Annotated in this window: 13 protein-coding genes and 1 tRNA gene; 6 read left to right on the top strand and 8 right to left on the bottom strand. The window is 66.7% G+C overall.

Translation table 11 applies throughout. The features are described 5' to 3' along the window. Positions 1 to 42: 42 nt before the first annotated feature. Positions 43 to 1,644: a peptide MFS transporter gene (locus C8J43_RS04515; RefSeq protein ID WP_133029863.1), complete on the bottom strand. Its 1,602-nt coding sequence runs from the start codon at positions 1,642 to 1,644 to the stop codon at positions 43 to 45. A gap of 108 nt (positions 1,645 to 1,752) precedes the next feature. Between C8J43_RS04515 and C8J43_RS04510 the strand changes: the two genes are divergently transcribed. Together C8J43_RS04510 and C8J43_RS04505 are read left to right on the top strand one after the other, a co-directional pair. Next, positions 1,753 to 2,328, top strand: coding sequence for a nitroreductase (locus C8J43_RS04510; RefSeq protein WP_133029862.1), 576 nt, complete (start codon positions 1,753 to 1,755; stop codon positions 2,326 to 2,328). Between the two features lie 37 nt (positions 2,329 to 2,365). Further along, a complete protein-coding gene (locus C8J43_RS04505; protein WP_056053547.1) occupies positions 2,366 to 2,722 on the top strand; it encodes a GntR family transcriptional regulator in 357 nt (118 codons plus the stop codon). A 241-nt stretch (positions 2,723 to 2,963) separates the two neighbouring features. Here the strand turns inward: C8J43_RS04505 and C8J43_RS04500 are convergent, their stop codons facing one another. Continuing rightward, positions 2,964 to 3,782 carry an arylamine N-acetyltransferase gene (locus C8J43_RS04500; protein WP_133029861.1) on the bottom strand — a complete coding sequence of 273 codons (819 nt, stop codon included), beginning with the start codon at positions 3,780 to 3,782 and terminating at the stop codon, positions 2,964 to 2,966. Positions 3,783 to 4,394: 612 nt separating this feature from the next. Beyond that, on the bottom strand, positions 4,395 to 6,107 hold the full coding sequence (locus tag C8J43_RS04495) for an acyl-CoA dehydrogenase (protein WP_133029860.1): 1,713 nt from the start codon (positions 6,105 to 6,107) through the stop codon (positions 4,395 to 4,397). A gap of 46 nt (positions 6,108 to 6,153) precedes the next feature. On the opposite strand from C8J43_RS04495, the gene C8J43_RS04490 reads away from it, so the two are divergent. Beyond that, entirely contained in the window at positions 6,154 to 7,173 is a 1,020-nt protein-coding gene (locus C8J43_RS04490) for an L-threonylcarbamoyladenylate synthase (protein WP_133029859.1), read from the top strand. 118 nt (positions 7,174 to 7,291) lie between these two features. Here C8J43_RS04490 and msrA read toward each other — a convergent pair whose 3' ends face one another. Continuing rightward, positions 7,292 to 7,834 (bottom strand): peptide-methionine (S)-S-oxide reductase MsrA, encoded by a 543-nt coding sequence (gene msrA, locus C8J43_RS04485; RefSeq protein WP_133029858.1) that lies wholly within the window; start codon positions 7,832 to 7,834, stop codon positions 7,292 to 7,294. Positions 7,835 to 7,893: 59 nt separating this feature from the next. Here msrA and galE point away from each other — a divergent pair, with 59 nt between their 5' ends. Together galE and C8J43_RS04475 are read left to right on the top strand one after the other, a co-directional pair. Further along, on the top strand, positions 7,894 to 8,892 hold the full coding sequence (gene galE, locus C8J43_RS04480) for a UDP-glucose 4-epimerase GalE (protein ID WP_133029857.1): 999 nt from the start codon (positions 7,894 to 7,896) through the stop codon (positions 8,890 to 8,892). Beyond that, the gene (locus C8J43_RS04475) at positions 8,889 to 9,722 is read left to right on the top strand and encodes a CoA ester lyase (RefSeq protein WP_133029856.1); all 834 of its coding nucleotides are present in this window, start codon (positions 8,889 to 8,891) and stop codon (positions 9,720 to 9,722) included. Before galE ends, C8J43_RS04475 begins: the two co-directional genes overlap by 4 nt. Here the strand turns inward: C8J43_RS04475 and C8J43_RS04470 are convergent. The 3 genes from C8J43_RS04470 to folK all read right to left on the bottom strand — a co-directional run bounded on the left by C8J43_RS04470 (position 9,702) and on the right by folK (position 10,985). Next, a complete protein-coding gene (locus C8J43_RS04470) occupies positions 9,702 to 10,223 on the bottom strand; it encodes a phosphatase PAP2 family protein (RefSeq protein WP_165899543.1) in 522 nt (173 codons plus the stop codon). The genes C8J43_RS04475 and C8J43_RS04470 overlap by 21 nt on opposite strands. A gap of 155 nt (positions 10,224 to 10,378) precedes the next feature. Then, positions 10,379 to 10,454 (bottom strand) — tRNA-Lys (locus tag C8J43_RS04465). Between the two features lie 21 nt (positions 10,455 to 10,475). Then, positions 10,476 to 10,985, bottom strand: a complete 510-nt coding sequence (gene folK, locus C8J43_RS04460; RefSeq protein WP_133029854.1) for a 2-amino-4-hydroxy-6-hydroxymethyldihydropteridine diphosphokinase — start codon at positions 10,983 to 10,985, stop codon at positions 10,476 to 10,478. A gap of 22 nt (positions 10,986 to 11,007) precedes the next feature. Here folK and C8J43_RS04455 point away from each other — a divergent pair, with 22 nt between their 5' ends. Next, positions 11,008 to 11,742: a uracil-DNA glycosylase gene (locus C8J43_RS04455; protein ID WP_133029853.1), complete on the top strand. Its 735-nt coding sequence runs from the start codon at positions 11,008 to 11,010 to the stop codon at positions 11,740 to 11,742. Between the two features lie 204 nt (positions 11,743 to 11,946). On the opposite strand, the gene C8J43_RS04450 is transcribed toward C8J43_RS04455, so the two are convergent. Then, complete coding sequence (locus C8J43_RS04450; protein WP_133029852.1) at positions 11,947 to 12,984, bottom strand: MBL fold metallo-hydrolase; 1,038 nt, start codon at positions 12,982 to 12,984, stop codon at positions 11,947 to 11,949. Between the last annotated feature and the right edge of the window lie 60 nt (positions 12,985 to 13,044).

Here is a 13,044-nt window from a genome sequence, read left to right as displayed (position 1 = left end):
CCTCCCCTAACCCCTCCCGCAAGCGGGAGGGGAATTTCTGCGTCAGCCTCGCGGTACCTGCTCGCCGCGGGTGTCGAGGCCGGCAGCGCCCGGCTCGCCGAGTTCGTTCTGGCCGGCCATCGCGTGATCGACCGCGCCCATCTGGTCGAGATGCATCAGCTTGGTCACGAACGGCGCGAGCACCAGCACGACCACGCCGACGCCGATCGCGAACCAGCCGATCCGACCGTACACTTCGAGCACCCGCCCGACGCCAGCCCCCTCGCCGCCGGTCGCCTGCGCGATCAGGCCGGCGAGGAAATTGCCGCCTGCAGTCGCCAGGAACCACGTGCCCATCATCAGCCCGGTCATGCTCGGCACCGACAGCCGCGTCATCGACGACAGGCCGATCGGCGAGAAGCAGAGCTCGGCCATCGAATGCAGCATGTAGAGCAGTACGACGAAGATCGCCGGGGTCAGGCCCTGGGCCGGCGCACCGAGCGTCAGCACGAAGAAGCCCGCGCCGACCAGGATCAGGCCGATGCCGAACTTGAACGGCGCGCTCGGCTCTAGCCCCGACTTGCCGAGCCTGGTCCAGATCGCCGCGAACACCGGCGCCAGCGTGATGATGAAGAACGGGTTGACCGACTGGAACACCGAGGCGGGGATAGTCCAGCCGAACACGACGCGGTCGACCGACTGATCGGTGTAGACGTTGAGCGACGACCCGGTCTGCTCGAACAGCGCCCAGAACAGCGGCGCCAGCGCGATCAGGAACAGCGCGGCGAAGATCCGGTCGCGGTCGACGCGCGGCAGCTTGGCGACCGCGGTCCACAGGATGTAGCCGACGGTGACGAGCGACGCGACGATCAGCGCGGTGCCGACGACGCCCTGGCTGCGCACCAGCCACCACGAGACGGCGACGCCGACGATCCCGCCGAGATAGATCAGCCATTCGATCGACAGCCCGGCAACCGGCTTCGATGCGAGCACGGCAGCGTCGGGCGCCTCGCCGACACCGTGCAGTTCGCGCTGGAACAGGATGAACATGATCAGCCCGAGCGCCATGCCGATGCCCGCGGCGCCGAAACCGTACGACCAGCCGACCGTCTCGCCGAGGATGCCGACCGCGATCGGGCCGACGAACGCGCCGGTGTTGATCCCCATGTAGAAGATCGAGAACGCCCCATCGCGCCGCATGTCCTCGCGGGCGTAGAGCTTGCCGACGAGCACCGAGATGTTCGCCTTCAGGAAGCCGGTGCCGACGATGATGAAGGCGAGACCGAGATAGAAGCCGTTGAGTGCGGCGCCGTGCACGCCCTGCGGCGCCTCGACGATCGCCAGCAGCAGATGGCCGAGCGTGATGAAGATGCCGCCCGCGAGCACCGCTTTGCGCGGCCCCAGGAAGCGGTCGGACAGGTAGCCGCCGATGATCGGCGTGATGTACACCATTGAGGTATACGCGCCGTAGATCGCGTAGGACGGCTCATCGCCAAACAGGAAATGCTTGGTGAGATACAGCACCAGGATCGCCCGCATGCCGTAGAACGAAAAGCGCTCCCACAGCTCGACGAAGAACAGCATGAACAGCCCGCGCGGGTGCCCGAAAAACGTCTTCGCATCGGCAGGAACGCCGCTGCCCCTGATCGCGTGGGGATTGGCCATGTGGTGATGAAGCTCCTTGGTGCGCTGCTGACGGGCGCTCGATCGCGCGCAACTTAACGACAAAGCCCGGACTGTAAATATCGCACATCAGGGCCTATCTGCCGGAGCATGCTCAACGATCGCTCCACGCCGCTCTCGCTGCTCGCCACCCGCCGTTCGGGCAAACCGCGCGATTTGATCGCGCCCGGCCCCGATTCCTACCAGCTGGCGACGATCCTCGAGATCGCGGCGCGGACGCCCGATCACGGCAAGCTCGCGCCGTGGCGGTTCGTCGTCGTGGGTGACGAACACCGCGCGGCGCTGTCGACGCTGATTACAGACGCGTATCTGGCGGAGCGGCCTGCGGCGTCGCGGACCGAACTCGAATCGCTCGACCAGTTCGCGCACCAGGCGCCGACGCTGGTGGTCGTGCTGTCGTCGCCGAAGGAGAGCAAGATTCCGCTTTGGGAACAGGAGCTTTCGGCGGGGGCGGCGTGCATGAACCTGCTTCACGCGGTGCATGCGGAGGGGTTTGCGGGCGGTTGGCTGACGGGGTGGCCGGCCTATTCGGACTTGGTGCGCGATGCGTTCGGGACGGCGGCGGAGCGGATCGCGGGGTTCATGTTCATCGGCACGCCGTCGCGGGCGCTCGACGAACGGCCTCGCCCGGATATGGCACGGCTCGTAAGCCATTGGGCCTCGTAAGGCTCGACTTTGGAGCTAATTGCTGTATTAGAACAGCATGACAGCGCTCAGCAGCGACGACAGCCCCGTATATATCCGCCTCCGCAGCACGATCGCCGCGGGGATACTTCGCGGCGACTATCGCGCGGGCGACCAACTGCCGTCGGTCCGCGCGTTCGCCGCCGAGCAGGGCGCGAACCCGCTGACGGTCGCCAAGGCGTATCAGAGCTTCCAGGACGACGGCTATGTCGAGGTGCGACGCGGCGTCGGGATGTTCGTGATGCCGGGTGCTGCGGAAGCTTTGCGTGTAGCGGAGCGCGAGAATTTCGTGACGACGCAGTGGCCCAGGATCTTGGGGCATATCGATCTGTTGGGGCTGGATGCGCATGATCTGCTGGAGCGGGAGCGGGCGTAAGTCGCTGCGAGCGAATTCCTTCGCCTCCCCTGCCCCTTGCGTTTGTCCTCACCCTCTCTCGTTCGTACTCCCCCTCCCCCGTTCGTCCTAAGTAGTCATCGAGTAGTGGCGAAGCCGCGTATCGAGAGGACGTATCGAAGGACAGGTTGGCGCGTGGAACCCAAGCTTCGATACGCACCCTCGATACGCTCCTGACGGAGCTACTCGGTCGCTACTCAGCACGAACGGAGTGGATTGAACTTCAGAACAATCCGAGCGCGGCGACATCCTCGACGCTCAGGTCGATCCCGAACAACAGGCTCATGCGGATGCGGTAGACGCGCGGATCGGTGATCTCGCCGACGGTCGTATCGGTCCCCGAACGTCGGCGGTAGTTGCGGCCGATCAGCGATGCGAAGCCATTGGGCAGGACGATGCTGGCGATCGGCGTGTGCGTGAAGCGGCTGGACGGCGCGGTCGAGGTCCAGTGGTTCGACAGCGCCAGATCTGCGTCGAACACCTGCGCGAGCGTGAAGCTGTATTGCGGCTGGAATCCCTCGCCGATCCCGCGACCGTCGGTCGTCATCGGATCGCCGTCGCGGAGCAGCATCCAGCCGCTTTCGGTCGCTTCGAGGCGGAAACGGGCGCCGTCGGGGGCGGTGCCCTCCGCACCATCGGCTAGCGGAAGGACGGGCGTGTAGCTGCCGCCGAAACCGGTATCGGCGATCCAGTCCTGGCCGTCGATCGTCACCAGCGCGAAGGTGTGCGTGAGCGGTGGCGGCAGGTCGGTCGCGGCGTACCAGACGCGCGCGAGCAGCGGGCGGGCGGTGAAGCCGAGATCCGCAAGCGCGTCGAGGAAGAGGCGGTTGTGCTCGAAGCAATAGCCGCCGCGCCGTGCGGTGACGAGCTTGGCGAACACCGATGTGGTGTCGATCGCGATGCCGCGGCCGAGGACGACGTCGAGATCCTCGAACGGAATCGAGAGACGGTGCGCGTGTTGCAGGCGGCCGAGACCGATCGAGTCAAGCGTCGGGCGCGCGGGCATGGCGACACGGAGGAGATAGGCGTCGAGGTCGAACATCGGTCGGGCTTTCAGAGATTTCCGCCTACCCATACCGTTCGTTGCGCGGGGCCGTCGAGTGGTTGGGAACCAGATGTTGCGAGCGATGCAGCGCGCCCCTCCCCCGTTCGTGCTGAGCGAAGTCGAAGCGCTTATGAATTGGGCATGCCCTTCGACTACGCTCAGGGCGAACGGACAAGGGGCGCCATCCCTGCTTGTTCCGTCACCCCGGGCTTGTTCCGGGGACCAACGTTCCGCGTTCTCATTTCCCTCGGATCTGCGGAAGGGTGGATGCCGGAACGAGCCTGGCATGACGGCGTGGTTTGGCTGTCGTGACCAGTGGCGTCCCTCGCGATCCTCCCCCGCAAGGGGGAGGTGGCTGGCGCTTGCCAGACGGAGGGGGCGGTAAGGCATCACTGCCGTTGCGTAGCCCTCCCCCTCCGTCACCTTCGGTGCCACCTCCCCCTTGCGGGGGAGGATCAAGGGGGGACGGCGCGTTTGCACGAATGGGCAGGAGGCCGGCATTCCAATTTCGTCATCCTGGGCTCGACCCAGGATCCAGAGCCAAAGGGGCTAACGTGCTTGGCTCTGGATCCTGACTTTCGTCAGGATGACGGGGGAGTGAGGACAAGATCAGGCCGCGAACAGGTCCGCTTCGATCGAGTACAAGACGGCCGCGCTCGCGTTGGCGGCGGCGTTGAGGCCCATCGCCTCGGGGACGATCTGGTCGAGGTAGAAGCGCACCGCCGCGGTCTTCATCCGGCCGAAATCGTCACTGCCCGCGACGCCGCCCTGCCGCTCCATCAGCCAGCCGCAGGTGGCGACCGACAGCATGGTGAGGAACGGGTAGCTTGCCGCCAGCTTGTCGTCGGCGTCCGCGGTGGCGAGCTTACGCCCGATCGCTTCGCACGCGTCGACCAGTGCCAAGAGCCGATCGTCCTTCGCCTCCGCGCGAATGTCGGCGATCAGCGCGGCGAACGCGCCGCCATTGTCGAGACCGAGTTTCCGCCCGACCAGATCCGCCGCCTGGATGCCGTTGGTGCCCTCGTAGATCGGAGTGATGCGGGCATCGCGGAAATACTGCGCGGCGCCGGTTTCCTCGACATAGCCCATGCCGCCATAGACCTGGATGCCGAGCGACGCGACCTCGTTGCCGAGATCGGTGCCGTGCGCCTTGGCCAATGGCGTGACGAGTTCGAGGCGGTTGCGCGCGGCATGGTCGCCGAGATTGGCGCGATCGACCTGCCCTGCCGCGTAGTAGACGAGCGCGCGTGCGGCCTGGGTCTGCGCCTTCATCCGCATCAGCATGCGACGGACGTCGGGATGCTCGACGATCTTGACCGAGTCCTTGTTCGGCGAACCGGCGCGCGCCGACTGGACGCGGTCGAGCGCATAGGCGACCGCGCCTTGCGTCGCACCTTCGGCGACCTGGACGCCCTGGAGGCCGACGTTCAACCGCGCGTTGTTCATCATCGTGAACATCGCGCGAATGCCGCCGAGCTCCGCGCCGATCAGCTCGCCGATGCAGTCGTCATTGTCGCCGAAGCTCAGCACGCAGGTGGGGGACGCGTGGAGGCCCATCTTGTGCTCGATCGAGACGACGCGGACGTCGTTGAAGTCGCCCGGCGTACCGTCTTCCTGAAGGCGGAACTTGGGGACGAGGAACAGCGAGATGCCCTTCGTGCCTGCCGGTGCGCCCGGTGTCCGCGCGAGGACGAGGTGGACGATGTTCGGCGCCATGTCGTGATCGCCGAACGAGATGTAGATCTTGGTGCCCTTGATGCTCCATTTGCCGTCGCCGAGTGGCGTGGCGGTCGCACGCAGCGCACCGACGTCGGAGCCCGCCTGCGGCTCAGTGAGGTTCATCGTGCCGGTCCATTCGCCGGTCGCGAGATGGGGGAGGTAGAGCGCCTGCTGCTCAGGGCTGCCGTGATGCTGGAGCGCCTCGATCGCGCCGACGGTCAGCGTCGGGCAGAGCGCGAAGCCCATGTTGGCCGAGCCCAATGTGTCGAGCACCGCGGTCTGGATCGCGAACGGCAGGCCCTGCCCGCCCCATTCTTCCTCGACGCCGATTCCGCCCCAGCCGCCCTCGACATAATCCTTGTACGCCTGCGCGAAGCCGTCGGGCATGACCACGCCGTCCGGGGTCCATTTCGCGCCGACGGTGTCGCCGGTGCGGTTGAGCGGGGCCCATTCGCCTGACGCCAATTGCCCGACGCCTTCGAGGACCGCATCGACGACGTCGTCGCTGGCGGCGGCATAGCGTTCGGTCGCGGCGATCTCGCCGATCCGCACGACATGGTCGAGCACGAAACGCTGTTCGGTGGTTGCTGGAGTGAAGGCCATCGCATCCTCTTATCGCTACGGTTTGGACCCGCTATACGCCTGTGGAATGACCCGTCCACACCCTCGGATTTTACCCTACGGCACGGCCGCGATCGCCGAGGCGGCTGCGCTGATTCGCGACGGCGGTATCGTCGCGGTGCCGACCGAGACGGTGTACGGGCTGGCGGCGGACGCGACCAATGCGGAGGCGGTGGCGCGGATTTATGCGGCCAAGGGGCGGCCGAGTTTCAATCCGCTGATCGTGCATGTGGCGGACTTGGCGGCGGCGGAGCGGATCGCGGTGTTCGATGCGGAGGCTCGGGCGCTGGCCGAGGCGTTTTGGCCGGGGCCTTTGACTCTGGTGTTGCCGGTAAGGGAGGATTCGGGGATCGCTTCGCTGGTGACGGCGGGGTTGGATACGATCGCGGTTCGGGTGCCGCGGCATCGGGCTATGCAGGCGTTGATCGTGGCGTCGGGGCGGCCTTTGGCGGCACCTTCGGCCAATGCGAGCGGGGGGATTTCACCGACTACCGCGGCGCATGTTGCGGGAAGTCTGGGGGGGAACGTGCCGTTGATTATCGACGATGGGGCTACCGAGGCGGGGTTGGAGTCGACGATCGTGGCTGGGCGGATAGTGCTGCGGCCGGGGCCCGTTACGGCTGAAGCGATCCGCCAGCACCTCCAACACCCCCCCGGCGAAGGCCGGGGCCCAATTGGAACGTCGGATGTAACCGGGCGCAGCGCTGATCCCGAGCGTCCCCCAATTGGGCCCCGGCCTTCGCCGGGGGGGAGTGAGCTTGGGGTTACCGCGCCGGGGCAGCTGGAGAGCCATTATGCGCCGAGCAAGGCACTCCGGTTGAATGCGACCGAAGCTGCCGTGGGCGAGTGGTTGATCGGGTTTGGTGACGTCGGGGGAGACGTCACGCTATCTGGCACAAACAACCTAGTCGAAGCCGCGGCGAAGCTGTTCGACCTGCTTCACGCCGCCGATGCGAACGATCACCCAAGGATCGCGATCGCGCCGATTCCATTCGACGGCATCGGCGAAGCGATCAACGACCGCCTTCGCCGTGCTGCGCATCGTTAGAATAAGACTAGTTCACGCGAAGGCGCAAAAGCGCGAAGAGATTTTCAATCTTTCGATAGGCCGGAACGGGCATATCAGCTCTCATCACCTTTGCGCCTTCGCGGGAACCCATTCTGTCTTACGCGTTAACCGCCGCCTTCGACCGCGCGGCGAAGCTCTTGCGCAGCTTCTGCAGCTTCGGCGGGATCACCGCCATGCAATACGGGTTCGAGCGGCCGGAGGTTTCCCAGTAATCCTGGTGATAGCCCTCGGCCTCGTACCACGTGTCCATCGGCTCGATCGTCGTGACGATCGGCTTGGGCGAATCCGCCTGCGCCCGCTCCAACGCCGCCTCCATCTCCGCCTTCTGCGCATCGTCCGCCGGGAACATCGCCGAGCGATACTGCGTGCCGACGTCGTTGCCCTGCCGGTTGAGCGTCGTCGCGTCGTGCGTCGCGAAGAAGATGTCGAGCAGGTCGCCGAGCTTCAGCTGCTCCGGATCGAAGCCGATGCGGATCGCCTCGGCATGGCCGGTGTCGCCACCGCACACCTGCTTGTAGCTCGGGTTCGGCACGTGGCCGCCGATATAGCCGCTCTCGGCGCTCTTCACGCCGATCACGTCCTTGAATACCGCCTCGGTGCACCAGAAGCAGCCGCCGGCGAGCGTTACATAATCCGTCATCACGATCTCCTTTCTCCCAAGATAGGAAGTCGCTACCGCGCAACAAAGAGGAGACGCGTATGATCGACGGTAAGGTTATGGTCACCGGCGGCGCCGGGTATATCGGCAGCCACGCGGTGCTGGCGCTGCTCGACGCGGGATATGACGTCGTCGTGCTCGACAATCTGGTCACCGGGTTCGACTGGGCGGTCGACGCCCGCGCCGCACTCGTCGAGGCGAACGTCGCCGACGATGCGAAGGTCCGCGCGGCGATCCGCGAGCATAACGTCAAGGCAATCATGCATTTCGCCGGCTCGGTCGTCGTCCCCGAGTCGGTGAGCGATCCGCTCAAATATTACCGCAATAACACCGCCGCGAGCCGCGCACTGATCGAGAGCGCGGTGGTCAAGGGCGTGCCACACTTCATCTTCTCGTCGACCGCCGCGACCTATGGCACGCCCGAGAAGGTGCCCGTCGCCGAGGGCGATCCGACCGTGCCGATCAACCCGTACGGCATGTCGAAGCTGATGACCGAGGCGATGCTGCGCGATGTCGCCGCGGCGCACCCGATGAACTATGCGGCGCTGCGCTATTTCAACGTCGCCGGCGCGGATCCGCAGGGGCGTAGCGGCCAGTCGACGGTCGGCGCGACGCACCTGATCAAGATCGCGGTCGAAGCCGCGACCGGCAAGCGTGACGCGGTCGGCGTCTACGGTACCGATTTCGACACGCCCGACGGCACCGGGGTGCGCGACTACATCCACGTCACCGACCTTGCCGCCGCGCATGTCGCTGCGCTCGACGTGCTGATCGCCGAACCGACCAAGAGCCACACGCTCAACGCGGGCTATGGCAAGGGCTTCTCGGTGCTCGAGGTGCTCGATGCGGTCGACAAGGTCACCAACCGGACGATCGAGCGTCGTCTCGAAGGGCGTCGCGCGGGCGATCCGGCGATGCTGATCTCGGACAATCGCGCGATCCTCGAGACGCTCGACTGGACGCCGCGGCACGCCGATCTCGACGGGATCGTCCGCGATGCGCTGGCGTGGGAGCGCGCGCTCGCCGAGAAGGGGCGGTGAGACTCCGCTCTCTGCTGTTCGTGCCGGGCGACCGGCCCGAGCGGATGGTCAAGGCGCTCGGGCTCGGGGCGGACGCGCTGATCCTCGACCTGGAGGATTCAGTTGCGCCCGCCGGTAAGGTGGCAGCACGCGAACATGTGGCGACGTTCCTCGCCGAGCCTCGGACGGTGCCGCTGTTCGTGCGGATCAACCCGCTCGACTCCGGGCTGTCGGACGACGACCTCGCGGCGGTGCTTCCCGGCAAGCCCGATGGCATCGTGCTGCCCAAGGCAGAGGGCGGCGCATCACTAGCCGCGCTCGACGCCAAGCTGGGCGACGACATCGCGATCCTGCCGATCGCGACCGAGACGCCCGCGGCGATGTTCGCGCTAGGGACCTATGGCGGCGTCACGGACCGGCTGGTCGGGCTGACCTGGGGTGCCGAGGATCTGCCCGCGGCGATCGGTGCGGCGACGTCGCGCGAGGCGGACGGATCGTACACCGCGCCGTACCACCTTGCCCGGTCGCTGACGCTGTTCGGCGCGCATGCGGCGGGGGTGGCGGCGATCGAGACGGTGTATCCCGATTTCCGCGATCTGGACGGGCTTGCCGCCTATGCCGCACGCGGGCGGCGCGACGGGTTCACGGGGATGATGGCGATCCACCCGAGCCAGGTTGCGGTGATCAACGCGGCCTTCACACCGTCTCCCGAAGAGCGCGCCAAGGCGCAGGCGATCGTCGACCTGTTCGCTGCCAATCCGGGTGCGGGTGCGCTCCAGTTGGAGGGCAGGATGGTCGACGCGCCGCACTTGAAGGCGGCGAAGGCGCTGCTAGCGCTCGCCGCCGATTGATTCGCGCACGCGCGCGGTGGCGAGCCACCAGGCGAGCGCCCAGAGCGTGCCGAAGCTCCACCCGGCCAACACGTCGCTTGGCCAGTGGACGCCGAGATAGACGCGGCTGCAACCGATCGCGCCGACCAGCAGGATCGCGACGATCAGCAGATAGCGCCGGGTCGCGCGGTTCTCCGTCACCTGCGAGGCGAGGCCGGCGAGCGTGAGATAGACGATCGCGCTGTTGGCCGAATGCCCGCTGGGGAAGCTCATGTTGGTGACGGTGACGAGGTGCTCGACGATGTCGGGGCGCGGGCGGTTGACCTGCGCCTTGACGAAATCGACGATCAGCCCGCCGGTGATGCTGGCGGCCAGCGTCGCCAGTGCGGTCAGCCATAGCCGCTGGACGATCAGCAGACCGGTGACGACGACCACCACGATCGTCAGCACGATGCCGCCGCCGAGCGCGGTGACGTCGATCGCGACGTTCGGCAGCCAGGACGGCCCGTGCCATGCGCGCAAGCCGAGGATGATCGCGCGATCGAATGCGAACGGCCAATGATCTACCGCGAGACCGACCAGCAGGATGAAGATGATGCCGACGGCCGCGACCGATGCGCCCGCGAGAATCGCCGGGACATGCCGCCGCCTGCTCGGCGCAACGCCCGAGGCATCGATGGTGGGTCCGCCGGGGCTCGAACCCGGGACCTCTCGATTAAAAGTCGCTTGCTCTACCAACTGAGCTACGGACCCCCGCCATCGTGGACCGCGCACCTAATCGCGTGGCCGCTTTCGGTCAACCGATTGCGCCAATTGCCGGATCGTTCGTCCGGTCAGCGGATCGCGCCATTGCGGGATCAGGCTGGCGAGGGGGCCGAGGACGAAGCTGCGGGTGCGGAACGCGGCATGGGGAACGGTGAGCCCGGGTGACGACCACGCGCCCCCCGACCAGAGGATGATGTCGAGGTCGATGACGCGGCTGCCCCAGCGGCGACCGGGGCGGCGGCCGAACGTGCGCTCGATGTGTTTGAGGCGGACGAGCAATGCGGCGGGGTCCTCCTGCGTTTCGATCAGCGCGACGGCGTTGGCGTAGCGGCGGTTCGAGGGGCCTAATGGTGCGCTGGCGACGGTCGGCGATCGTGCGACGACAGTGCCGAGGGTTTCCAAAGCGGCGGCGATCTCGTGTTCGGGGCTCCCGTTACGGCCGCGTCGGTTGGAGCCGAGCGCGATCGCGTAGGTGGTCGCGGCCTGCGCGATCGGCGGGAGCGGGGTTGCAGGCGACATTTGGTCCGCCTAGCGCAATCCCATGGATTCCACACCTTACACCTCCGAGCTTCCCGAAACCCTCGAAGAGACCGGCGAAGTCGACGTCACGACCGTCTTCGCGCCTGTCTCCGCGCTGCCCGAGACCGAGCCGCCGCATGACTGCCCGCTCTGCCCTCGCCTCGTCGCCGTGCGCGAGCAGTTGCGGACCGAGTTCCCGACCTGGTGGAACGCGCCGGTTCCCGCCTTTGGCGATCCGGCTGCTTGGCTCGGCATCATCGGCCTCGCGCCTGGCAAGCATGGCGCGAACCGCACGGGCCGCGCGTTCACCGGCGATTATGCGGGGCAGTTCCTGTACGACACGCTTGGGCGGTTCGGGCTTGCGACCGGGACTTATGGTGCGAAGGCCGAGGACGGGCTGGCGCTGGACGGCGCGATCATCCTCAACGCCGTGAAATGCCTGCCGCCCGAGAACAAGCCGACGCCGGAGGAAATCCGCACCTGCCGGCCGTTCCTCGAGACGCAGGCGGATGCGGTGCCGACCGCACGGGTGTTCGTGGCATTGGGGCATATCGCGCATCAGTCTGCGGTGAAGATGCTCGGGGGGCGGTTGCCCAAGGCTCGGTTCGCACATGGCGCGGAGCATGTGATGCCCGATGGCCGCGTGCTGATCGATAGCTTCCATTGCTCGCGGTACAACGTGAATACGGGCGTGCTGACGGCGGAGATGTTCGACGCGGTGTTCAAGCGGGCGCTGGAGTTGCGCGGGGCGGTTTGAAACGCTCACTTAAATCCCGGGACCGCAACACGTCAGTGCCTCTCGCAGTAGAAAGACGCACCTCCCCGGCGGAGGCCGGGGTCCAGTTGGTGAGGCCGTAGTAACGGGACGCAGTGGTTAATTAGCGGTGTTTCCCAACTGGACCCCGGCCTCCGCCGGGGAGGTGCAAACGGTGGGTTCCTGTGTAACTCCGGGGATTGGGCGCTACTCGATCACCCAGGGCTCGCCGGCCTCTGGCGTACGGAAGCGGTTGGCGCGAATGTGTTCGCGGATCAGAGCGGCGCGGAGATGCTCGGGTGGTTCGTTGATACCCTCTGACGTCAGCTCGAACGTGCCCCAGTGGACGCCGATCGCGTACGCCGCGCCGAGCTGTTCGAACGCGGTCACCGCCTGGTCCGGGCCGATGTGGTTGTCGGTCTCGTGCCCCGCGAAATGATACGCGCCGATCGGCAGGATCGCGAGGCGGACCGGGCCGGCTGCGCGCGCCTCTGTTGCCCAGCGCATGTCGCCCGGTCCGGTGTCGCCCGCGAAATACAGGTTCCCACCGGGTAGCGTCACAGTGAAGCCCGCCCAGAGCGTCTTGTCGCGGTCGCCGGGGTCGTATTCGCTCCAGTGATGCGCGCGGTCGACGATCACGTCGATGCCCGGACGCAACGTCACGCGCCCGCCCCAGTCTCGCGCGACCGCACGGACGCCGCTGCGCGCGAGGATCTGGTCGTTGCCGAGGCCGGTCACGATCAGCGGTTTGTCGCGGTGCCAGAGCGTTCGCATCGCACGCATGTCGAGATGGTCGCGGTGGTCGTGGCTGAGCAGGATCAGGTCGATATTGGGCAGGTCCGCAAGCCGCACGCCCGGTTGGCGGACTCGCTTCACGCCGAGCAACTGGACCGGCGACGAGCGCTCGAGCCACATCGGATCGGTGAGGATGTTGAGTCCTTCCGTCTGCACCAGCACGGTCGAATGGCCGATCCAGGTGACGCGCATCGTCTGGCCCTCGACACGGGCCGGAGGCCGCGTCGGGGTAACGGGTACCTTGGGCCAGCTTCGGTAGGGCGGCTTTACCAGATTGCGGAGCAGCGCGACCGGGCCCTGCTTCTGCTCGCCGGTACTGCCCTGCACGCCGTCGGGGTTGAAGAAGCGCGTTCCGTTGAAGTGATCGCTTGGTGGAATGGTCTTCACCGACGGCGTTGCGCAGCCGGCGAGGAGCGTGAAAGCTAGCAGTATAGAGCGAGGGCGGATCATGACGCGCTGACGAATATGTCACTCGATCATCAGGGTCCAGTCACGCGCGGAGGGCCAGAG

The sequence above is a fragment of the Sphingomonas sp. PP-CE-1G-424 genome (genome assembly GCF_004341085.1).
Classification (GTDB): Bacteria; Pseudomonadota; Alphaproteobacteria; order Sphingomonadales; family Sphingomonadaceae; genus Sphingomonas.
Note: the sequence above shows the minus strand (reverse complement) of the source record. Positions and strands in the feature narration are given on the sequence as shown.

What these genes read in the sequence shown, in the direction of transcription:
- C8J43_RS04515 (WP_133029863.1), bottom strand. Translation starts at nt 1,644, where the DNA reads ATGGCCAATCCCCACGCGATCAGGGGCAGCGGCGTTCCTGCCGATGCG.
- C8J43_RS04510 (WP_133029862.1), top strand. Translation starts at nt 1,753, where the DNA reads ATGCTCAACGATCGCTCCACGCCGCTCTCGCTGCTCGCCACCCGCCGT.
- C8J43_RS04505 (WP_056053547.1), top strand. Translation starts at nt 2,366, where the DNA reads ATGACAGCGCTCAGCAGCGACGACAGCCCCGTATATATCCGCCTCCGC.
- C8J43_RS04500 (WP_133029861.1), bottom strand. Translation starts at nt 3,782, where the DNA reads ATGTTCGACCTCGACGCCTATCTCCTCCGTGTCGCCATGCCCGCGCGC.
- C8J43_RS04495 (WP_133029860.1), bottom strand. Translation starts at nt 6,107, where the DNA reads ATGGCCTTCACTCCAGCAACCACCGAACAGCGTTTCGTGCTCGACCAT.
- C8J43_RS04490 (WP_133029859.1), top strand. Translation starts at nt 6,154, where the DNA reads ATGACCCGTCCACACCCTCGGATTTTACCCTACGGCACGGCCGCGATC.
- msrA (WP_133029858.1), bottom strand. Translation starts at nt 7,834, where the DNA reads ATGACGGATTATGTAACGCTCGCCGGCGGCTGCTTCTGGTGCACCGAG.
- galE (WP_133029857.1), top strand. Translation starts at nt 7,894, where the DNA reads ATGATCGACGGTAAGGTTATGGTCACCGGCGGCGCCGGGTATATCGGC.
- folK (WP_133029854.1), bottom strand. Translation starts at nt 10,985, where the DNA reads ATGTCGCCTGCAACCCCGCTCCCGCCGATCGCGCAGGCCGCGACCACC.
- C8J43_RS04455 (WP_133029853.1), top strand. Translation starts at nt 11,008, where the DNA reads ATGGATTCCACACCTTACACCTCCGAGCTTCCCGAAACCCTCGAAGAG.
- C8J43_RS04450 (WP_133029852.1), bottom strand. Translation starts at nt 12,984, where the DNA reads ATGATCCGCCCTCGCTCTATACTGCTAGCTTTCACGCTCCTCGCCGGC.